Source organism: Paenibacillus sp. 37 (genome assembly GCF_008386395.1).
GTDB classification, from domain to species: Bacteria; Bacillota; Bacilli; order Paenibacillales; family Paenibacillaceae; genus Paenibacillus; species Paenibacillus amylolyticus_B.
The window spans coordinates 5,887,910-5,907,721 of record NZ_CP043761.1; the positions used below are offsets into that span (position 1 = coordinate 5,887,910).

Below are 19,812 nucleotides of genomic sequence, written 5' to 3' on the forward strand. Positions count from 1 at the left end.
ATGAATTCCAATGAACCTGTTTTATTTTTGAAAAGCTTTCTGCAAAGCCCTAAACATGTCGGCAGTATCATACCCAGTTCCCGGTTTCTCGCCAGCAAAATGGTGAAGCAAGCCTCTTGGCTAGAGGCAAAAGCAGTCGCCGAGCTTGGATCGGGTACAGGTCCTATCACTCGCTATATTCATCAACAAGTACAGGATTCCACCAAAGTCCTATTGTTTGAGATGAACGAAACGATGAGGAATACTCTTAAGACGGCATACCCGGAGTTCTCTTGTTATCCAGACGCCGCTCGATTGGTAGAATCTATGAATCAAGAGGGCGTTCAGCAACTCGATTACATTTTTAGCGGGTTGCCCTTCTTCAACTTTGAGCCTGAATTAAGAAATACGTTGGTAGGGCAGATCCATAAGGCACTAAAACCCGGAGGATTATTCATCGCCTTTCAATATTCACTTCAAATGAAAAAATTATTATCCGAACACTTTATCATCGAAAAAATAGAATTAGTGCCTTTGAATATCCCACCTGCGTTCGTTTATGTCTGTCGCAAAAAGGAAACAATTTAAACATTCCTGGCTATCGTTTACACTGATGTTATCCTAATTTTTAAGGAGTGTTGAATCATGAGTACCATTCTTGTTGTTGATGATGAACCCGATATCCGTGATGTCATTCATGTCTATTTACGTAACGAAGGATATCAGGTCATTGAAGCAGCCAATGGTGAAGAAGCGCTAAATATTATCAATACAACATCGGTCCAACTCGTTATTCTGGATGTTATGATGCCCATTATGGATGGAATCAAAGCCTGCTTCAAAATAAGAGAAGTATCACCCACTCCCATTATTATGTTATCCGCCAAGGAAGAAGACATTGATAAAATCACGGGCCTGACTACCGGGGCCGACGATTACATGGTCAAACCGTTTAATCCGTTAGAATTACTGGCTCGCGTTAAGGCTCAGCTCCGACGTCAAACACTCATTGGCAAAGCTGAATTTGATTCACTTATCCTGATTAAAGACCTTGTCGTTGATACGAGTAAACATTCTGTTAAGCTCAAAGATAATGACATTTCACTTACACCACTGGAGTTTTCCATTCTGGTGCTGCTCGCCAGCCATTCTGGACAAGTATTTAGCTCCGAGAAAATTTACGAAACCGTATGGAAAGAACCTTACGGGTATTCGGATAATACGGTGATGGTTCATATTCGTAACCTGCGAGAGAAATTGGAAGTAAATCCGCGCGAACCTCAGTACATTAAAACGGTATGGGGAGTGGGATATAAAATTGATTAAACCATTACCACATTTTAAAAAAAAGATACAGATTAACATCCTATATCAAATGTTGATCAGTTTATTGATTTCATTTGTTGGCTCTGTGGGTGTAAATAATATGTTGATCATAGCTGCCGCAGAAATTAGTGAAAGATTTAATTGGCCTTCACTTCTTCACATTTTTCCTTATGTTTTAACACCAATCTTCATCGTAATTTTCACGTTATTTTTTTTGTTTTCCACACGAAAAATTGTGAGAGATCTCATTACATTAGAGAAAGGGCTTCAATTCATATCCGAAGGAAATCTGAATTACAGGGTGCCCGTTAATCGACAAGATGAACTTGGGCGAGTCGCTTCCAACATCAATCACATGACAGAACAGTTAAAGCAACAGATTGCTAAAGAACGTGAATTGGAGCAATCCAAGATGGACATGATCACTGGCCTCTCACATGACCTGCGTACACCGCTTACCAGCATAATTGGTTATATTGAGCTTCTCAAATCAGAATCATTTCAAGACAAAGCAGAGTATGATCGTTTTATCCAGAACACCCATAACAAAGCAACGCATTTAAAGAAGCTGCTTGATGATTTATTTGAATACACACGTCTTAACGCAGTGAATACCCAATTGGATTTGAAAAAGGTTGACCTACGTCAGCTATTGGATCAATTGTTGTTTGAATTCGAACCTTTAGCTCAGGAACATGGGATTCGTATTGAAAAAAAACTCGGTGAGGCTCCGATTATGGTCTCTCTGGATAGTGATAAGATTGCACGAGCCATCGACAATCTCCTCATGAATGCACTGAAGTATTCCTTTAAACCGGGCACAATTCATGTTCGAATGAGTGTGCAGCCTAATCACGTTACCATTGAAGTAGAGAATAAAGGCATGCCTCTAACGATAGAACAAAAGAACAGACTGTTTGATCGCTTTTATAAGGTGGATTATTCGAGGAATAGCGAAGGCATTCAATCAGGATCTGGTCTGGGACTTTCTATTGCGAGAAACATTGCGGAGTTACATCAGGGGACTCTAACACTAGAACATACGCGTAACGTATTTATATTCCAACTAAGCTTGCTTTCTAACACCCAGTGAAACATCAATAGCATTGATAATGGAGGAAACCGCAATGAAAACATCCGAACCACTCCTTTTTCTGCAAGGATTCCTGAAGAACCCCAAACGAGTAGGCAGTGTCCTCCCCAGTTCCAAATTTCTAGCCTGTAAAATCGTCCAGTCTGTACCATGGGATGAGGTTAGAACCATCGCTGAACTGGGGCCAGGAACAGGAGCCATCACACGTCTCATGAGAGCACAATTACCGAAATCGGCAACCGTGTTTTTATTTGAAAGGGACCCCAAAATGAGAAGTAATCTGAAGAACACATATCCTGAATTCATGTTCCATTCGAATGCATCTTATCTATCAAAAAGGATCAATCAAGAACATGTTCATCAGTTGGATAGCATCATTTGCGGACTGCCCTTTTTTAATTTTTCCAGAGAAATGAGACAAAACATCCTGTCACAGATCCATACAGCGCTCCGACCTGGAGGCACATTAGTTTTATACCAGTACTCTCTTCATATGAGGAAACACTTAGCTGAGTTATTTGAGATGGAGAAAATTCAATTTGTGCCTTTCAACTTTCCTCCTGTTTTTGTGTATGTTTGTCGTAAAAGACAAGATGAAGGACACACTCTATAAATGTTTAATGTCCTGTCTTGTCCTGTGAGGATCTAATCATGCGGGTCATCATCTTGCGCGGCAACAACCGCGGCATAAACGCGATGAATCGGTTTCGAGCACCAGGCATAATTAACGTCTTGCCACGTAAGAAGCCTTGATACCCTTCTTCAGCCACCTGTCCCGCTTCCATGATTGGGCCCTGCAACATCTTCGAGACACCCATACCCGAACGATCAACAAATCCGGTAGATGTCAGACCTGGACACAGTGCCGTTACCGTAACGCCCGTTCCGTTTACTTCATTCTCCAAAGCCTCAGTGAACGATAGCACGTATGCCTTTGTTGCATAATATACCGACATCATCGGTCCAGGGAAAAAACCTACCAACGAAGCCACATTCATCACACCGCCGTGTCCACGTTGTATCATATCCGGCAAGAATAGCTTGGTCATGACGGTTAAAGCCTTGATATTCACGTCAATCATATTAACTTCTTGTTCCAGTTCCGTTTCCATAAACATCCCGAACAGACCGAAACCTGCTTTGTTGACAAGATAGTCAACAACAATCCCCTTTTCCTTCAGCTCATGATAAATTTCCTGTGGTACCCCTGGTGCCGCAACATCTTTGGCAATAACCGTCGCCTGAATGCCATACTTTTTCTGATACTCCTGAGCTAGATCCTGTATTTTACCCTCGCTTCGTGCTACCAGCACAATATGATGTCCACCTTTGGCAAACCGATCTGCTAACTCTTTACCAATCCCACCCGATACCCCTGTGATTAGAACTGTCTTTCTCATATCGTTACCTGCCTCTCTTTTCTATAAAATATGTTTCATCTGGAACATTAATTAGAATGGACGTTCTATAATGGTGAAAAAATAGACTACTTCAGTATGAGATCCATAGATAGTGTCGATATACGAAGAAGTTTTTCCTTTGTCGTTGAAGTCTTGGCCATCACCCTTAGCCCAACCCCTACATTATGCAGATATTCCGCCAATACCTCGGCGTTGTACTCCGTTGTGAATTCATCTTCTTGCTGTCCCCACACCATAATGTCCTTGATTAGTTTCTCCGTATTTGCAAACATCTCCGTTGATCGGTTGTTCATGTCTTCATCGCGTGACGCCAATTCTACCGTCGAATTAACAATGAAGCAGCCTGATGCTGGAGATTCCTCTCCATGCATTAAAGAACAAAATATAAACTGAAGTGCTTCCGTTGCCGTTTTGGAACGCTTTACGCCTGCTACAAGGGCAGAGCTGATTTTGTGATCATACAGATCTACTGACTTCAGAAACAAGGTATGTTTATCGCCAAATGTGTCATACAAGCTTTTACGATGAATTCCCATATGATTAACCAGCTCCGTCATAGACGTCTTCTCATAGCCTTGTTCCCAAAAAAGTCTCATCGCTTTATCCAGTACAACAGACTCATCGAACTCTTTGCTTCTCGCCATTAGCTTCCCTCCTGTTCAGAAAACGAACATTGAATAACATACGTATGATCTTAACGAGCCTTTAAAAGGTAAGAATGATTTTGCCCTGAGAGTGACCCGTTGATACTTTGTTCAATGCCTTTTCAATGTCCTCAAACGTATACGTAGAATCGATCGAAGGGTTAATGTCTTCTTTTTCCACAAGAGCTGTGATTTCTTGCAATTGAACTCCACTGGAGTGCACGAATAAAAAACGATATTCATTTTGATTCTTACGCGCTAAAGAATCCAGGCGTGCACCTACGAGACCGAATAATGCTCTTTTCCACAACGGGAATTGACTGTCCACTGCAAAGCGATAATTGGGTCCAGCCTTTAAAGAAACTAATTTGCCCTGTGGTTTCAAAATGCTCAGTTCAGCTTTGATCTCATCCGCGCCCAAAGTGTCAATTACATAATCGATATCGGACAGAATGTCAGCATAATGTTGAGTTTTATAATCAATGAATTGATCTGCTCCAATAGATAGTGCACGTGCTCTGCCTCTTTCGCTTCCACTTGTAATCACTGTTAATCCCATGGACTTGGCAATCGGGATGGCCATCGCACCGAATCCACCAGTTCCACCAGGAATAAACAACTTTTTATTCGGTTCAGCTCGGAGTACATCATGTAATGCTTGATACGCGGTCAGGGCAGTAAGGGGTACCGCCGCAGCTTCAATAAAGGACAAATTCTCCGGCATTATGGACAAAGCATCCTCATGCACAGCTGCATATTCAGCAAAAGCACCAATTTTATTTATTGGCAACCTGGCATAGACTGAATCCCCCACTTTAAATTTCAAAACATCATCACCGACGGCTTCAATGACACCGGATAGTTCATTCCCTAAAGTTAAAGGTAACGCATAGTCGGCAATCATCCGAACACTGCCATTCATATTCAAGATATCCAGCGGATTTACACCCGCTGCTTTTACTCTGACAAGGACCTCATGGCTCTGAATCTGAGGTATCTCGATATTATTGATCTCCACTTGGATTTTTTTGGAGTATTTCTGTATTTGAGCTGCTTTCATCATTTATCCTCTTCCTTTGCTTATAAACTATATAAGTTGAACTAAAGATTATTTACACTGACACTACGATGACAGAACAACCCTCCAATCGCTGTTATCCCCAGATTTTTTTGATCCCCTTTCTAAAGGGAAAATCCGGTGATAAAGGCGAGGTGTATGCTTCCGAAGTAGCTTTCTTTCAGAAAGCTTGTAGCTTCGCTTTTTCAGGTTCTTTCTGTCCTCTACGTTATCGTGTAAATGATTAGTTCAACTTATGTAGGAACATGGCGCGCAATGTTCAGTTGTACACCATGCTCCATGGTTGGTGCTAGTGTTGCCCCTCTTGCGACTTTAATTCTTCCAACGTAGGATAATCCGTGTAGCCCTTACTTCCTAATCCAAAGAAGGTTGTCGGATCTGCTTCATTGAGTGGCGCACCTTGTTGAAGTCGTTCCACCAAATCTGGATTAGCTAAGGACCATATACCTACAGGTACCACATCAGCGAGACCACGATCTAAATCGACACTGAGATCCTCCAACGTTCTTCCAGCCCGATTGACCAACAATGGATTTTGCCAGATCGAACGAATGTCTTGCAACAGGTTCTCATCTCCAAGATGCATAACATGAAGGTAAGCCAAATCCAATTGAGCCAATTCTTCTACAAGATAGCGATAGAGTTCAGGACCTTGTTCACCATCCTGAATACCGCCCAGTGGTGTCCCAGGCGAAATTCGGAAGCCAGTTCGTTCTGCACCTATTTCCTCCACGATGGCTTTCGTTACTTCAATTGCGAAGCGAGCACGATTTTTAATAGACCCGCCATACTCATCTGTCCGTGTATTTGAATTTTCTCCGAAGAACTGATTGATCAAGTATCCGTTGGCCCCATGAATCTCAATGCCATCCGCCCCTGCTTCGATCGCTGCGGCTGCTGCTTTTCGGAAATCGGAGATGGTCGTTTGAATATCCTCCTGACTCAGTTCACGGGGAACGGGGATATCCTGCATCCCTGTAGCCGTAAACATTTTTACACCCGGTGCGATTGCTGATGGAGCAACCGGTTGACGATGATGCGGGGTATTGTCCGGATGTGACATGCGACCCGCATGCATTAATTGGATGTACACATATCCGCCAGCTTCATGCACCCCATCCGTTACCTTTTTCCATCCATTAATATGCTTGTCCGTATAAATGCCCGGTGACCATAAGTAACCCTGTCCATCGTCGGAAGGTTGTGTTCCTTCCGTAATCAGAAGTCCCATCGTTGCACGCTGAGCATAATAAAGTGCCGCCAACTCTCCAGGTGTACCATCTTCTTGTGCTCGACTGCGTGTCATAGGGGCCATCGCTAGTCGATGAGGCAATTCCATGTTGCCAACCTTTGTTTTACTCCATATCTTTTTCAATTGGATGTACTCCTCTTCTTATTTGAAATTTGGTGAAAGATGTATTGGTGGATGCTTCTGAATTAACCTAGTTCTGAAATCACCGGGTAGATTGCACCTGTAAGTTGGAAATCATAGTTCTGGTCTACAATCCCCACAACCACATCGTTGCGATCATACAGATCGATCATGAAGCCTGCCATTTCTTTAGCAGTATGATATTTGGACATATTCGCTTTGTAATCAAATCCTTCAGCATCTATTGATTTTTGTACAAATTCTGTTTCCGTGATCGCTGGTGCCAGGATCTTCGCTTTTAGTTTTGCACCTTTCAGATCCAGTTCACTGGCAAGACCTTCGGTGAAGGCACTTACGTAGTATTTTGATGCAGAATAAGCTACACTGCCTACAGCAATGGCATATCCAAGTGCGGATGAGACGTTAATCAATTGTGTCCCTTCGACATTCGCATAATCTCGCACATACAGTGTAGAAAGGATGGTCAACGATTCGATGTTAACACGCAGCATGGTCTCCACTTTATCCAAATTCTGTTCAGCAATGAACGAGCCTTCTCCAAGCCCTGCATTGTTGATCCAAGTCTCAATTTCATATTCCTTCAAATCGTTATATAGCGTGTACGCCTCTGCGCTAACAGACAGGTCACTTGTGTGAACGATAACACTCACATTAGGATCGATACCCTGAATAGTCGATTTAAGCTCTTCAAGCTTATCTAATCTTCTAGCTACCAAAATCAAGTGTTTGCCCCGTGCTGCAAATGCCAATGCCGTTTCATATCCAATCCCTGAACTTGCTCCTGTAATTACGGTGTATTTCATCTCATTCTCTCCCTCATATTCTTTAGATTAGTGTAATTTCAGTTTTGAGAACGATCGTTCTTTATTATGCAAAAAAAACAGTTAGAACTAACTTGCTGTTAGCATATCATTTCTAGAACGAACAGTAAAGAATTATTTGTTTAAAGAATATGCTTCGAACGCACTCACATGAGAATTAAAAAAGACTGGAATTGGTTTAATCAATCTTCAACCAGTATCCAGTCTTCATACATTTTTCACAAAATATTAGCTATATTACTACCTACACCATCCGCTGTCTCATGGCCTCAAACAACAGAATCGTTGCCGCCATTGCCGCGTTAAGCGACTCTGCCTGTCCCTGCATCGGGATCGTAATCGCATCATCCACCAAACTTGCCGTAGCGTCCGAGATACCCTTGCCTTCGTTACCAATGACAAGCCATACCGACTGCGTAAAATCATAACTATAACATGAATGCTCTGCCTGCAAAGAAGTACTTACCAGCTTCACGCCCGCTGCCTTCGCTTCGGGAAGCAAGGATTCCAACTGGCCCTCCACAATGGGCAAATGAAACAATGACCCCATCGTCGAACGAATCGTCTTCGGGTTATATACATCAGCACAGCCCGCGCCAAGTACGACCCCAGCTGCACCAGCTGCATCCGCACTACGAATAATGGTTCCTACATTCCCTGGGTCTTGCACTCCGTCCAGCACCACAACAAGCCCGCGCGCTCCGGCAATCAGGCTTTCCAGCGGCTCACTGCCTTTACGCACAATTGCGAATACAGGCTGCGGTGTCATCGTATCCGTACATTTGGCGATAACCGCTGGAGATACACTGACCCACTCCACACGCTGTAGCGGATTCTCAAGTCCGGCGAGTTCGCTAGGTACGCCTTGCTCTCCGTCGTACACAATGCACTCCAGATCTGCTCCGGCGCGCAACGCTTCCTGTACCAGATGAATGCCCTCAATGATATATTTATGTTGACGGGTACGATGCTTTTTCTCCAGCAGCTGTGCCCATTCTTTTACACGTGTATTTTGCGGTGATACAATATCCATCTTTCCATCCTTCCCATCTGCATCCATCACTTCGGATATGCAAGCTCCATTTTCGTCAAATGATCCTTGTGACCTACAATGATCAGCACATCTCCAGCTTCGATCCGGTCCTCCGCGTACGGCGAGATGTTCATTGAATTCCCACTGCGGATCGCCATCACATTACAACCAAAACGTGCACGAATGTTTAATTCCATCAGGTTTTTGCCGATCATCTGCTCGGAAGCTCTCATCTCCAGAATGCTGTAATCCTCAGACAATTCGATGTAATCCAGTATATTAGGTGAGGTCAGATGATGGGCTACGCGCAGTCCCATATCCCGCTCAGGATAGATGACTTTATCCGCCCCAATCTTCTGCAATACCTTACCATGAAGCTCATTTTGAGCTTTTACGATCAGCACCGGTACACCCATATCTTTCAATATCAATGTTGTCAGAATACTCGCTTGTATATCTTCACCAATTGCCACAACGACAACGTCGAAATTTCGTATGCCCAGCGCACGCAGCGCTTCTTCATCTGTTGAATCTGCCGATACCGCATGGGTCACCACATTGGACATTTCCTGAGTCCGCTGCTCGTCCGCATCAATTGCCAGCACATCGAATCCCATACCGCTCAGTGCATTGGCAACACTTGATCCGAACCGTCCCATGCCAATTACGGCATACTGTTTCTTGGCCATTAGGGTCTTAACCTCCCGCTGCACTTCAGCATGACGCATCATTACGGATACCCATGCTAACGTAAATAATCCTTCGTAGTATACCACAAAGCCTGATAAACTTGAATGCGCTCGCGCTTCCCAGGGAACAGTATTAGAGCAGCCGAATATACGAGGAGGGAATTGCGATGCCCATTACATTAAGCCTGCGTGAAGCGATTGTTCATAAAGTTCATGACAAGAGTGATGATCAGCTCCGGGAGATGATTGAAGGTTCAGTGGATGGACCGGAAGCTGCATTACCTGGACTTGGCGCCATTTTCGAGATGATCTGGAAGAACACAGAACCTGCCAAGCAGGAAGAACTCATTCAAATCGCGCAGGAGCATCTGCACACCATTCCCGTTCAACCGCTTCGTTAATCGAAGCATTGAAGGGTAAGGTAACCATCAAACCGTTTGTTCTGTCTGCAAAAGAAAGCTTTCCCTTATTCGGCTGGTTATACCCGCCTCCAAGTAAGGTGTATAGCAATAGATCCCTCCGCCAATTGGCAGAGGGATCTTATTTATAACAAGATCTATCTCATCACATGAACTTGTCGCGTTTAACTAACCTTTTAACAATATCCACGAAAGACTTCCGTCTTCACTTAAGGCGCAGTCTCCAGGAATTGAGCTGTAGGATTTTTATCCATAGCCGTTCTCATGGCGTACTCATTTTCGAAGAGCACTACATAATTCCCTTTTTTATCTTTTACAAGCGCAGAGTTAATCCGGAATTTGCTTGGGTCCAGATTCTCGTCCACAATCCAGCGAGCGAACTGATAAGGCATGCGCTGCAATTGCACGTCTACCCCATACTCGCCTTTCATCCGGTACTCAAATACCTCGAACTGAAGTTGACCAATTACGCCGAGGATTGTCTCGTCGAAACTTGCCGTCTGGAACACCTGAATGGTTCCTTCCTCCGTCAACTGATCAATTCCCTTTTGATACTGTTTATGTTTCAATGCATTTTTCACAGTAACTTTGGCGAAAATCTCTGGTGAGAACGTTGGCAACTCCTCAAAGACAATCTCGCTGCCTTGGCTCAGTGAATCGCCAATCCGGAAGATACCCGGATCGAACAAACCGATAATATCGCCAGCATATGCCTCTTCAACAATATCCCGGTCTTGTGCCAGGAATTGCTGTGGCTGTGACAGCTTGATTTCTTTGCCCACACGAGTATGCTTCACACTCATTCCACGTTGGAACTTGCCTGATACAATACGCAGGAACGCAATACGATCCCGGTGTGCCGGGTTCATGTTTGCCTGAATCTTGAACACATAACCGCTGAATTTCTCATTCGTTGGCTGAATCTCTCCTGCCGTACTGCGACGTGGTTCAGGCTTTGGTGCCAGTTCCAGGAAGTTCTCCAGGAAAGTCTGTACGCCGAAATTGTTGATCGCACTACCGAAGAAAATAGGTGTCAATTCGCCGCGTTGAACTTTCTCCATGTCGAATTGGTCGCCCGCAATATCCAGCAACTCCAGATCCTGACACAATTGATCATGCAGGTATTCTCCTGCCATCTCACGGATAATGGGATCTTTGTAGCCATCTACCTTTTGCACTTTAATCGTCGAGTGATCGTCCCCTTGGAACAACTCCACCTGATTTTTCATCCGGTCATAGACACCGCACAGTTCGCGACCTGTACCAATAGGCCAGTTCATCGGAACCGAACGAATACCCAGTACATTTTCAAGTTCTTCCATCAGATCAAATGGGCTTTTACCTTCACGGTCGAGTTTGTTGATAAACGTAAAAATTGGAATGCCACGCTTCGCACATACCTGAAACAACTTGATCGTTTGTGCCTCGACACCTTTTGCCACGTCAATCAACATTACTGCGCTATCGGCAGCCGTGAGTGTACGATACGTATCTTCACTGAAGTCCTGGTGACCCGGTGTATCCAAAATGTTGACGCGATGATCCAGATAATCAAATTGCATTACGGAAGAGGTAACCGAGATTCCCCGTTGTTTCTCAATTTCCATCCAGTCACTTGTTGCGTGTTTGCTGGCTTTCCGAGCCTTTACCGTTCCCGCAAGGCGAATCGCGCCCCCGAACAGCAACAGTTTCTCGGTTAATGTAGTTTTACCCGCATCCGGGTGAGAGATAATGGCAAACGTCCGGCGTTTGTCCACTTCCTGTTGAAGAATTTCATTTCCAGCTTTGCTCATAGGTTTAATCCCTTTCGTCCGTTCATTCACGTTAATCCGGCATGGCCGGTCCATCATTCAATCTTTATGCAATCCGGCGAGGCCGGTTGATTGTACACTGATCATTTTACATACGATGTATTTACACACTAGATTAATTTTACACATTTACAATGGAGTTCATCCTCCTCAAATCTGTGCTTTCATGCATACCGTGAACTGCTTCTTAACCCAACTCTCCTATTGTACCATAATCTGTACCGAAAATAACCGATTACTACAGCAGATTCTTCTCTTTTCACTTGCAAAAAAAAGCACCCTTCAGCCATTTCCATGGCATCCAGGCACTCCTCATTCATTTTTATTTATCGGATTTAGAAAATCAATGCATCCAGTGCGTATTGTCCGCCACCCGTCAGTGCCAGCGCTACACCAATCACCAGAATCGCGAGATTATATTCGAATCCGTTCTGTGTGGACCAGTATCCGTTCGCTCCATGGACTTTCACAATGGCAATGACCATCGTCAATGCAATCAGAATGCCACCTACCGGTGTGAGCAGACCCAGAGCCAGCAGCAATCCGCCACCGAATTCCGCGAGTCCAGCCAGTAACGCCACCAATGCACCGGGTTTCATACCCATCGATTCAAACCAGCCGCCTGTACCCTTGATCCCGTACCCTCCGAACCAACCAAACAGCTTTTGAGCCCCGTGCGCCATGAACGACAATCCAATCACCAAACGAATCAACAACAACCCTACATCCAACATCATTTTCTTTTTCCTCCATTCGATATATACAAAATAGTATTCTTAGATTAAAGATATTATGCACATTTTTTCTTCATGATTCTCTGTGACGCAAACCCCTTCAACTGGTTTACATTTTATCTCATGAATGATAACTTATCCGAAATGTTTGCCCGAATAAAGTTTGTCATTTGCGTAACTCTTTAACTCATGTGTTGAGTATAAGTTACATACTTACTTTTTGTCAACAACTTAATTTAAATTACTTATTTCCTTATGATGGATACCTCCCCTTTCCCCGCGAAAAAAAGCCTGGAGACACCGCAAAATTTGCGATTTCCCCAGACTCAGTCATGTTGTGTATGTTGTTATTACCATTGTTAATGCCCTTACCCTACCCTAACCATTCACTTGCCAGATCACGCTGTCCTCGTCCTGACCATTCACCGGCCACCAGTGGAATCCGTCCTGATCCAGCAGCTTATCTGTCGCTTCTGGCCCCCATGTTCCAGCAGGGTACGTATGAAGTTCTCCCTGATTCTGTCCCCAGGCTGCTGCGATCCGATCCACAAAAGACCAGGCTGTTGCCACTTCATCCCAACGGGTAAAGTACGTAGAATCCCCCTCTGCTGCATCGTGCAGCAGACGTTCATACGCTTCAGGCGAGTTGATTCCAATCATGCAGCTCTGACAGAAATCCATTGCGAGTGGCTGAATCTCGGAATCCGAGCCTGGTTTCTTAGCATTGATTTTGATATATATGCCTTCCATCGGATTTACCCGAATGACTAGCAGATTCGGTTCCAATTTATACTTTTTCCCAAGGTACACGTTGTTTGGCATCGACTTGAACTCAACTACGATCTCGGTCGTTTTCACCGGTAGACGCTTGCCTGTCCGAATGTAGAATGGAACACCCGCCCAGCGGAAATTATCAACAAATACACGTGCGGCAAAATACGTCTCCGTATTCGACTGCGGATCAACCTTGTCTTCCTGACGATACCCCGGAAGCTGCTTGCCACGGTATTCCCCTTCGGAATACTGTCCCCGCACAACGTTGTTGCTCACTTCCTCATCCGAAGTAAAGGCCCGCAGTGAACGTAATACCTTCACCTTCTCATCCCGAATGTCCTCCGGGAATAAGCGACTTGGCGGCTCCATCGCAATCATCGTTAACATCTGAAGCATATGATTCTGCCCCATGTCACGCAGTGCACCGGAGTGATCATAATAACCACCACGTTCTTCTACGCCGACGGTCTCACCAAGCGTAATCTGAACGTTGGCAATATGTTTGTTGTTCCAGAGCGGTTCAAAAAAAGCATTTCCGAAGCGGATCACTTCGATATTTTGCACCATTTCCTTGCCCAGATAATGATCAATCCGATAGATTTCCTCTTCACGGAATACCTCACGAATCTGCTCATTCAGATGTTCGGCCGATTGCAGATCATAACCAAATGGTTTTTCGATCACCAAACGGTTCCAACCCTGACTTTCCAGCATACCGCCGTCCCGCAAACTGTACGAGACACTGCCAAACAGCTCAGGTGCCAGTGCCAGATAGAACAGCCGGTTCCCCGGCGTGTTAAACTTTGATTCCAGATGCTCCGTCTGCGCACGCAGCTCTTTGAATCCGTCCACATTATTGATATCCAGTGCTTTGTATTCAAAATGATCGACAAAAGCGTTCCACTCATCAGGTTCCCCCGCTGGATAACGGCAGAACTCTTTAATGGATTCATAGATGTCTTCCCGGAATTCTTCTGGGGACCTCGGACGACGTGCTACGCCAATAACCGCAAAGTCTTCGGCAAGCTTGCCTTCACGGTAAAGACTGTAGATAGCCGGAAACAGCTTCCGGCGGGCCAAATCACCCGTTGCTCCAAAAATGAAAAATACTGCGCCTGGTGTCTGTACTTCATCTTGCAATTGTTTTTCAACCATGGGCTCCTCTTTCTTCCGGGAAGATAACCTTCACGCTCTCCCCGAGCTATGTAATGGTGTTATATATGCACGACATACAACTGTCAATTACCAGCAAGTTCCTTCTTGGATGTGATGCCATTTTAGCATATCAACTGAATGGATGCACTATTTCAAACTCATTTTTCTGATAAAGATTCTCAATATTGGGTCCTAATTCATGAAAAATTCATCCTTAATATTCAATCGTAATCACTGGAAACCCCACTGTAATTCGATTGTCGACCTCGTCACCAACCTGGTGAACTGCGAGTTGCATATTTAACATATGCGAGCCACTCTTGATCGACAGGGGCAGCTCAGCCGCCTCAAAAGAGACACTTGCGCTGGCTACATCCGTATAACGTTCAACGGAGGTGATATCCACCTTTGTAGACAGCTGTTCTTCGATCAGTTCCAGTTGCTGACTCGCATTATGTGCAGTAGCAGTAACTGCTGTACCTTGCACAGACATATTCCAGGTTGCCTTCATCCCTGAGTCTACAAGCAGTTGATCCACCTGTTCATGTACTGTCATTAATGCCTTCCGATCCGTGTGTGCATCCCCAGAAATTTGTACGATGGCGTAGTAGCCGTTATCTCCTGTCTCGACGACATTGGCCAACATGCCTATGCTACTATTAGCTGTACCTACAACCACCTCACTGCGGTACACATTATGGCCCGTCTGACGTACCTGCATCGGTGATTCAAGTCCCAAGTGACTTGCTAGTAACACGGCCTGTGCTTGTGCATCTCCCTTGCCTTCTCCTTGCCATTTAATCACCAGACGATCCACATTATCAATTACACTGTCAGCAGTATAGATTAGCTGTTCCAGTTGGGCTGCTTTCGGTTCGTTCTTCTCTGCGTATACCTGTGTCACACCAATAAGAATAATAATAGCCATTGCCAATATACCTGCTGTCATCCAACGATTTAACATTTGAATCCCCCGTTCATTCTTGCATTCTATGAATCTATCAACAGCATGCCCCATTCCCACATTAGCCATACTTCTTCTGAACACAGCAAAAAAAAGCCCCACCCGCCACTTGCATGGCAGATCAGAGCTTTCCATTCATACTTATAGAGGTTGTTCAAAAATTCCGCTTTTGATTACGAAGGGTGCCTAGCGGCATCCTCAACATCATTATGGAATTCAGCCGAAATAAGTAGGGGCTTACGAAGAATGTTTCCTTCGGAAACATTGCGGTTGCTCACGTAGCTCGATCTACGCTCCGCTACTCCATTTCTAGCTTTATCCCATCTTCTTGGTACTGAAAACCGACCTTTTTGAACACGCACTTATATATAAATCATCTCTTATCTATAACTTCCGCACATTAATGCACGGTTATTTGGCTTAATGATGTTAACGCATATGATTCTTGTTATTACTCTGCAAGTCCGTTTTTATAAGCATAGATCGCAGCCTGTGTACGGTCGTCTACGCCCAATTTTGCCAGTAAATTCGTGACATGGAATTTGACTGTCTTAATGCCGATGATCAGATCATCAGCGATGTCCTGATTCGATTTACCTTTGGCGAGCAACCGGAGCACATCCATTTCACGGTCTGTCAATTCATCATGCAAAGGAGCTGCTGCCTGTGGCTGCCGGAAGCGATTCATCATTTTCGAAGCCACCTGTGACTCCAGAACGGATTGCCCGCGAGCGGCTGCGCGAATCGCATCTGCCACTTCATTGGCTCTTGATGTTTTCAACAGATAACTGAATGCACCTGCTTCAATGACAGGATACATTTTTTCATCATCCAAGTAACTGGTCAATACGATGACTTTGCACTCCGGATACATTTTAAGTACCTGACGAGTAGCCTCAATGCCATCCATGCCTTCCATAACCAGGTCCATCAGAACAACATCAGGCTTATACTCCTGTGCAAGCCGAATGCCTTCCTCTCCACTACCTGCTTCACCAACAACTTCAATTCCATCTTCGGTATCCAGTACCGCTGCAAGACCAATACGCACCATCTCATGATCATCCACGAGCAATACTTTGATCGACGTTTCCGTCTCCGTTTCGACTTCCGGTTCCATTGACATGTTCTTCCTCACTTTCATCGTTCATCAAAGGTATCGTAATCTCAATCCGCGTTCCCTTACCAGGCGCTGTTACAAATTGTATAGCCCCGCCAATCTCCGTAACACGTTCACGCATGTTAGCCAGACCGTAGGAAGCTTGTTTATTCTCATCCAGATCGAAGCCTTGCCCATCATCACGAATCAATACCCGGATCGCATCAGTACGGCGCTGGATCCGTATCTCCATTTTTTCCGCTTTTGCATGCCGTAACGTATTGGACATAGCCTCCTGAACGATTCGAAACAGATGATTCTCGATGCCTTTGATCAGTTCAATGTCTTCGTCCATTTCGAGCACAATGTCCATGGGTACTTTTGTTTTCAGTTCCATCACCAGATCACGAAGACCTTGTTCGAGATGTTTACCCTCCAGATAAACTGGCCGCAGATGTAACAGTAACGCACGCATCTCGGACTGAGCTACCGAAGCCATTTCCTCAATCAAAGCCACCTGCCGCTGAGCACGTTCAAAATCCTTCTCCATCTTCCGTCCAACGGCCGTTGCTGTCATGGATATCGCGAACAATTGCTGCGATACCGCATCATGCAGTTCCCGTGCCAAACGCTGCCGCTCTTCCACAATAGCCGTAATTCTGGATTGTTCAGCAAGCTGTGCATTATGAGTAGACAATCGCTGGAGCGAAGATACCTGATCTTCCCACTTTTTGCCGATTCGTCCGAGTTGCTCACTTAGACGACCCACATCATCATCGCCCAGATCAGGTACAGTGCGGGATAGAGAGCCCTTCTCCCACAGTAGAAGCGTTTCCCGCAGCAGTTCGAGCCGGCGTTTAACCCGGTAACTCTGATAGAACCCAAAGACCGCACCAATCCCAATCAGAAGCAGCAATAGAGCCAGCCCGGATTGAATCAGATGCCGCCAGCCTGCAAACGGAGCAAGATAACCATATGTATACAATACATACAAAATAACAGCGAGCACAATGAAAACCAGGAGGATCCCTTCACCCATACTTCGGGTTACCATGTCGGTATGTCGTTTTGTCTTCATCGGGGTCTCCTCCTTCTCTTCATCTATTTTACTACGGATTACTGATACTTAGGTCGCCAACAATATAAGAAATGACAAATTTTGCTTTATGTTCACTGGATTCAAATCCAGGCGTTCTCCATACTAATTTGTTCATCATGCCGCTATCTTGTTCTCCAAGAAGATTAATCCGGCCGAAAAGAACCGATGCTTCAATCTCCACTCCATAATCTTCTGGTAGCGTAAGGCGAACATTGCCCATAACTCCTTGCAGCAGCACAATCGTTTGTTTCTCCTCCGGAATCGAAAGAGATAGATCCGCGTTAACCTCACCTATGGCATGCCACAGACTCATACTGCGTAACGTCCAGGATGATTGATCCCAGTAGTACCGAGCCATGAAATTCTGTTTTTTCATAACGCCTTCGTCCAGATGAATCTTTTTGTTTTTCGAATAAAAGTAAGCTAAAGAAGCAAGTACAATCAAAAATACAATCATTAAATTATCCAGCAATAACAGTGCCGCACCAATGCCAAGATACCGATGACCTTTGCGGGTATCCCCATTGCGGACTTGAAGCATTCCAACCGTTAACAGAATCAGTGCGGCAGCGGTCAGGAAGTTAATATTGTCATTCAATAACATCATTGTGCCAATAATCATAATGACAACTGCAAGCCATTTACTCTTTTGATTCATCCCCGCCGCACCCCCTCTGTAAGTTAATCTCTCTTTATTCAACGGAAAAGCCATATCAGGCAATGAAGTCCTGTATGGCTTAACTTTTGTTCTACCAACCGTACATTATACACGATTTATAGAATATCATATTGTCCACTAAGCGAACAGTTATTCTTTTGAAGTTCCGTTCGCTTCATTCTTGGAACCATTGCCCATTTTGTTTTTGAGGGCTTGTAATTGCTGATCCACTTTGAATTGTTTTTCCACATCTACAGGATTCGTGTACGTGGATGATGTGTTGCGATAAGGTGCACGAGCTACGTCAGCTTCAGCTTCCAGCTGCATGATTTTCTCTTCCATGCGGTGGAATCCAAGTGATGCGCCGCCACTTTCGATCGAATGCAAGCTGTTGATGGAAGACATTTGTTTTTTAGCTTTTGCCATTTGTGCACGGGATACAAGTTCATTACGTTTGTTACGCATTTTGTAGAACTCATCTTTCATGTCATGCAACTGTTGCAACAGATCTTTTGCTTGTGCTTCGGACTGTGCATGCAGTTCGCTGTACTCCGTAATTTTTTGATCAAAGTAGATTTTCTCTTCCAACAATTTGCGTGCCACTTCTTCCTGACCGTTAGACAGAGCAGCTTCTGCTTGGGACTCACGTTGTACCGAAGTACGCTCCGCTTCATCCAAACGTTGTTTCATGCGGCGCTCATTTGCCATTTGTTTAGCAACAGTTACCTCTGCCTCATGAATCTCAGCCTCCATATCACGCAAGTACTGGTTCAACATTACAATCGGGTCTTCTACCTTATCCAACATATCATTTACCGATGCTTTCGTCATATCCTTAATCCGTTTAAATACTCCCATTTTACTTTTCTCCCTTCTCGTAACGAGATAATTTTTGGCGAAGCTCTTCAACTTCTTTTTTCAGTGCTTTTTTCTCGATATCTTTCATCATGGAATCAAGTTCACTTTCTTGTGGTGCACCTGCTCCGTAGGCGTTGTTGTCATAAGAACGGGGACCAGATTGAGGTCTGCCGTTGAATCCAGGGCCGGGACCGAAGTTACCAGGACCTTGCTGGTTGTGATTATTTTGAAAAGGACCTCTCGGTGGCTGATGATCATAGTTGTTGTATCCTCTGCCAGGACCAGGACCTGGGCCCTGACCGTAGCCATATGGATCATAAGGCGGATACGGTTCTTTTGGTACCACCAGTGCTGCAATAAAGTATATTAACAACGACGTGCCGCCAGTTACGAAGATACTGATAACAAAGATGATACGCAGCAGGGTGGAATCCATTCCGATGGTTTCGGAAATTCCGCCGCACAAGCCGGTTAACATCCGGTCACGCGTTGAGCGGTATAATTTGCTCATGTTCTTGCTCCTTTCGTTTACTTGTATCCTCTTACGTTGGGATCATAAGCATATGGATCAACGTGGTTGGATTCCTTGGGTACCACCAATGCAGCGATGAAGTAGATCAACAATGAAGTACCTCCCGTAGCAAAAATACTGATGAAGAAAATGATACGTAGCAGCGTGGTGCTCAATCCGAGATTTTCAGAAATGCCGCCGATCAAACCTGTTAGCATTCGATTACGCGCCGAGCGGTATAATTTATTCATGT

The 19,812-nt window shown here is 44.7% G+C and carries 22 protein-coding genes; 5 read left to right on the forward strand and 17 right to left on the reverse strand.

Features of this window, described 5'->3' with window-relative positions:
* Genes F0220_RS25230 through F0220_RS25245 form a run of 4 tightly spaced genes read left to right on the forward strand, consistent with a single transcriptional unit; the run spans nucleotide 1 to nucleotide 3,011 of the window.
* Nucleotides 1-567, forward strand: a complete 567-nt coding sequence (locus F0220_RS25230; protein WP_105601349.1) for a class I SAM-dependent methyltransferase — start codon at nucleotides 1-3, stop codon at nucleotides 565-567.
* 57 nt (nucleotides 568-624) lie between these two features.
* Complete coding sequence (locus tag F0220_RS25235; protein WP_105601351.1) at nucleotides 625-1,305, forward strand: response regulator transcription factor; 681 nt, start codon at nucleotides 625-627, stop codon at nucleotides 1,303-1,305.
* A gap of 49 nt (nucleotides 1,306-1,354) precedes the next feature.
* Nucleotides 1,355-2,398, forward strand: a complete 1,044-nt coding sequence (locus F0220_RS25240; RefSeq protein ID WP_105601384.1) for a sensor histidine kinase — start codon at nucleotides 1,355-1,357, stop codon at nucleotides 2,396-2,398.
* Nucleotides 2,399-2,432: 34 nt separating this feature from the next.
* A complete protein-coding gene (locus tag F0220_RS25245) occupies nucleotides 2,433-3,011 on the forward strand; it encodes a class I SAM-dependent methyltransferase (RefSeq protein ID WP_179198690.1) in 579 nt (192 codons plus the stop codon).
* 4 nt (nucleotides 3,012-3,015) lie between these two features.
* Here F0220_RS25245 and F0220_RS25250 read toward each other — a convergent pair whose 3' ends face one another.
* The 7 genes from F0220_RS25250 to F0220_RS25280 all read right to left on the reverse strand — a co-directional run bounded on the left by F0220_RS25250 (nucleotide 3,016) and on the right by F0220_RS25280 (nucleotide 9,516).
* Nucleotides 3,016-3,798 (reverse strand): SDR family NAD(P)-dependent oxidoreductase, encoded by a 783-nt coding sequence (locus F0220_RS25250; protein WP_105601352.1) that lies wholly within the window; start codon nucleotides 3,796-3,798, stop codon nucleotides 3,016-3,018.
* Nucleotides 3,799-3,884: 86 nt separating this feature from the next.
* Complete coding sequence (locus F0220_RS25255; RefSeq protein ID WP_105601354.1) at nucleotides 3,885-4,463, reverse strand: TetR/AcrR family transcriptional regulator; 579 nt, start codon at nucleotides 4,461-4,463, stop codon at nucleotides 3,885-3,887.
* Nucleotides 4,464-4,524: 61 nt separating this feature from the next.
* The gene (locus tag F0220_RS25260) at nucleotides 4,525-5,523 is read right to left on the reverse strand and encodes an NADP-dependent oxidoreductase (RefSeq protein ID WP_105601386.1); all 999 of its coding nucleotides are present in this window, start codon (nucleotides 5,521-5,523) and stop codon (nucleotides 4,525-4,527) included.
* A 307-nt stretch (nucleotides 5,524-5,830) separates the two neighbouring features.
* On the reverse strand, nucleotides 5,831-6,916 hold the full coding sequence (locus tag F0220_RS25265; RefSeq protein WP_105601356.1) for an alkene reductase: 1,086 nt from the start codon (nucleotides 6,914-6,916) through the stop codon (nucleotides 5,831-5,833).
* Between the two features lie 62 nt (nucleotides 6,917-6,978).
* Nucleotides 6,979-7,737, reverse strand: a complete 759-nt coding sequence (locus F0220_RS25270; RefSeq protein ID WP_091020770.1) for an SDR family NAD(P)-dependent oxidoreductase — start codon at nucleotides 7,735-7,737, stop codon at nucleotides 6,979-6,981.
* Nucleotides 7,738-7,999: 262 nt separating this feature from the next.
* Complete coding sequence (locus F0220_RS25275) at nucleotides 8,000-8,788, reverse strand: TrmH family RNA methyltransferase (protein WP_105601388.1); 789 nt, start codon at nucleotides 8,786-8,788, stop codon at nucleotides 8,000-8,002.
* 26 nt (nucleotides 8,789-8,814) lie between these two features.
* A complete protein-coding gene (locus F0220_RS25280) occupies nucleotides 8,815-9,516 on the reverse strand; it encodes a potassium channel family protein (RefSeq protein WP_076211287.1) in 702 nt (233 codons plus the stop codon).
* Nucleotides 9,517-9,644: 128 nt separating this feature from the next.
* Here F0220_RS25280 and sspI point away from each other — a divergent pair, with 128 nt between their 5' ends.
* Nucleotides 9,645-9,878 (forward strand): small acid-soluble spore protein SspI, encoded by a 234-nt coding sequence (gene sspI, locus F0220_RS25285; RefSeq protein ID WP_036673259.1) that lies wholly within the window; start codon nucleotides 9,645-9,647, stop codon nucleotides 9,876-9,878.
* 227 nt (nucleotides 9,879-10,105) lie between these two features.
* On the opposite strand, the gene F0220_RS25290 is transcribed toward sspI, so the two are convergent.
* From F0220_RS25290 to F0220_RS25335, 10 genes are all read right to left on the reverse strand, one after another.
* On the reverse strand, nucleotides 10,106-11,689 hold the full coding sequence (locus F0220_RS25290; protein ID WP_105601357.1) for a peptide chain release factor 3: 1,584 nt from the start codon (nucleotides 11,687-11,689) through the stop codon (nucleotides 10,106-10,108).
* A gap of 353 nt (nucleotides 11,690-12,042) precedes the next feature.
* A complete protein-coding gene (locus tag F0220_RS25295; protein WP_024634146.1) occupies nucleotides 12,043-12,441 on the reverse strand; it encodes a DoxX family protein in 399 nt (132 codons plus the stop codon).
* A 378-nt stretch (nucleotides 12,442-12,819) separates the two neighbouring features.
* Nucleotides 12,820-14,370, reverse strand: a complete 1,551-nt coding sequence (gene zwf / locus F0220_RS25300; RefSeq protein WP_105601359.1) for a glucose-6-phosphate dehydrogenase — start codon at nucleotides 14,368-14,370, stop codon at nucleotides 12,820-12,822.
* A gap of 214 nt (nucleotides 14,371-14,584) precedes the next feature.
* Entirely contained in the window at nucleotides 14,585-15,334 is a 750-nt protein-coding gene (locus F0220_RS25305) for a YwmB family TATA-box binding protein (RefSeq protein WP_181155556.1), read from the reverse strand.
* Nucleotides 15,335-15,785: 451 nt separating this feature from the next.
* Entirely contained in the window at nucleotides 15,786-16,454 is a 669-nt protein-coding gene (locus F0220_RS25310) for a response regulator transcription factor (protein ID WP_091020933.1), read from the reverse strand.
* Nucleotides 16,396-17,511 (reverse strand): sensor histidine kinase, encoded by a 1,116-nt coding sequence (locus tag F0220_RS25315; protein ID WP_091020934.1) that lies wholly within the window; start codon nucleotides 17,509-17,511, stop codon nucleotides 16,396-16,398. Before F0220_RS25315 ends, F0220_RS25310 begins: the two co-directional genes overlap by 59 nt.
* 31 nt (nucleotides 17,512-17,542) lie before the next feature.
* Complete coding sequence (gene liaF / locus F0220_RS25320; RefSeq protein WP_105601362.1) at nucleotides 17,543-18,190, reverse strand: cell wall-active antibiotics response protein LiaF; 648 nt, start codon at nucleotides 18,188-18,190, stop codon at nucleotides 17,543-17,545.
* A gap of 150 nt (nucleotides 18,191-18,340) precedes the next feature.
* Complete coding sequence (locus tag F0220_RS25325) at nucleotides 18,341-19,048, reverse strand: PspA/IM30 family protein (RefSeq protein WP_017692315.1); 708 nt, start codon at nucleotides 19,046-19,048, stop codon at nucleotides 18,341-18,343.
* Nucleotide 19,049: 1 nt separating this feature from the next.
* On the reverse strand, nucleotides 19,050-19,559 hold the full coding sequence (locus tag F0220_RS25330) for a PspC domain-containing protein (RefSeq protein WP_091020937.1): 510 nt from the start codon (nucleotides 19,557-19,559) through the stop codon (nucleotides 19,050-19,052).
* Between the two features lie 17 nt (nucleotides 19,560-19,576).
* A complete protein-coding gene (locus F0220_RS25335; protein WP_091020938.1) occupies nucleotides 19,577-19,810 on the reverse strand; it encodes a PspC domain-containing protein in 234 nt (77 codons plus the stop codon).
* Nucleotides 19,811-19,812 lie beyond the last annotated feature (2 nt).

What these genes read in the sequence shown, in the direction of transcription:
- F0220_RS25305 (WP_181155556.1), bottom strand. Translation starts at nt 15,334, where the DNA reads ATGTTAAATCGTTGGATGACAGCAGGTATATTGGCAATGGCTATTATT.
- F0220_RS25310 (WP_091020933.1), bottom strand. Translation starts at nt 16,454, where the DNA reads ATGGAACCGGAAGTCGAAACGGAGACGGAAACGTCGATCAAAGTATTG.
- sspI (WP_036673259.1), top strand. Translation starts at nt 9,645, where the DNA reads ATGCCCATTACATTAAGCCTGCGTGAAGCGATTGTTCATAAAGTTCAT.
- F0220_RS25245 (WP_179198690.1), top strand. Translation starts at nt 2,433, where the DNA reads ATGAAAACATCCGAACCACTCCTTTTTCTGCAAGGATTCCTGAAGAAC.
- F0220_RS25250 (WP_105601352.1), bottom strand. Translation starts at nt 3,798, where the DNA reads ATGAGAAAGACAGTTCTAATCACAGGGGTATCGGGTGGGATTGGTAAA.
- F0220_RS25295 (WP_024634146.1), bottom strand. Translation starts at nt 12,441, where the DNA reads ATGTTGGATGTAGGGTTGTTGTTGATTCGTTTGGTGATTGGATTGTCG.
- F0220_RS25275 (WP_105601388.1), bottom strand. Translation starts at nt 8,788, where the DNA reads ATGGATATTGTATCACCGCAAAATACACGTGTAAAAGAATGGGCACAG.
- F0220_RS25325 (WP_017692315.1), bottom strand. Translation starts at nt 19,048, where the DNA reads ATGGGAGTATTTAAACGGATTAAGGATATGACGAAAGCATCGGTAAAT.
- F0220_RS25240 (WP_105601384.1), top strand. Translation starts at nt 1,355, where the DNA reads ATGTTGATCAGTTTATTGATTTCATTTGTTGGCTCTGTGGGTGTAAAT.
- F0220_RS25270 (WP_091020770.1), bottom strand. Translation starts at nt 7,737, where the DNA reads ATGAAATACACCGTAATTACAGGAGCAAGTTCAGGGATTGGATATGAA.
- zwf (WP_105601359.1), bottom strand. Translation starts at nt 14,370, where the DNA reads ATGGTTGAAAAACAATTGCAAGATGAAGTACAGACACCAGGCGCAGTA.
- F0220_RS25335 (WP_091020938.1), bottom strand. Translation starts at nt 19,810, where the DNA reads ATGAATAAATTATACCGCTCGGCGCGTAATCGAATGCTAACAGGTTTG.
- F0220_RS25330 (WP_091020937.1), bottom strand. Translation starts at nt 19,559, where the DNA reads ATGAGCAAATTATACCGCTCAACGCGTGACCGGATGTTAACCGGCTTG.
- F0220_RS25290 (WP_105601357.1), bottom strand. Translation starts at nt 11,689, where the DNA reads ATGAGCAAAGCTGGAAATGAAATTCTTCAACAGGAAGTGGACAAACGC.
- F0220_RS25260 (WP_105601386.1), bottom strand. Translation starts at nt 5,523, where the DNA reads ATGAAAGCAGCTCAAATACAGAAATACTCCAAAAAAATCCAAGTGGAG.
- F0220_RS25235 (WP_105601351.1), top strand. Translation starts at nt 625, where the DNA reads ATGAGTACCATTCTTGTTGTTGATGATGAACCCGATATCCGTGATGTC.
- liaF (WP_105601362.1), bottom strand. Translation starts at nt 18,190, where the DNA reads ATGAATCAAAAGAGTAAATGGCTTGCAGTTGTCATTATGATTATTGGC.
- F0220_RS25315 (WP_091020934.1), bottom strand. Translation starts at nt 17,511, where the DNA reads ATGAAGACAAAACGACATACCGACATGGTAACCCGAAGTATGGGTGAA.
- F0220_RS25280 (WP_076211287.1), bottom strand. Translation starts at nt 9,516, where the DNA reads ATGCGTCATGCTGAAGTGCAGCGGGAGGTTAAGACCCTAATGGCCAAG.
- F0220_RS25255 (WP_105601354.1), bottom strand. Translation starts at nt 4,463, where the DNA reads ATGGCGAGAAGCAAAGAGTTCGATGAGTCTGTTGTACTGGATAAAGCG.
- F0220_RS25230 (WP_105601349.1), top strand. Translation starts at nt 1, where the DNA reads ATGAATTCCAATGAACCTGTTTTATTTTTGAAAAGCTTTCTGCAAAGC.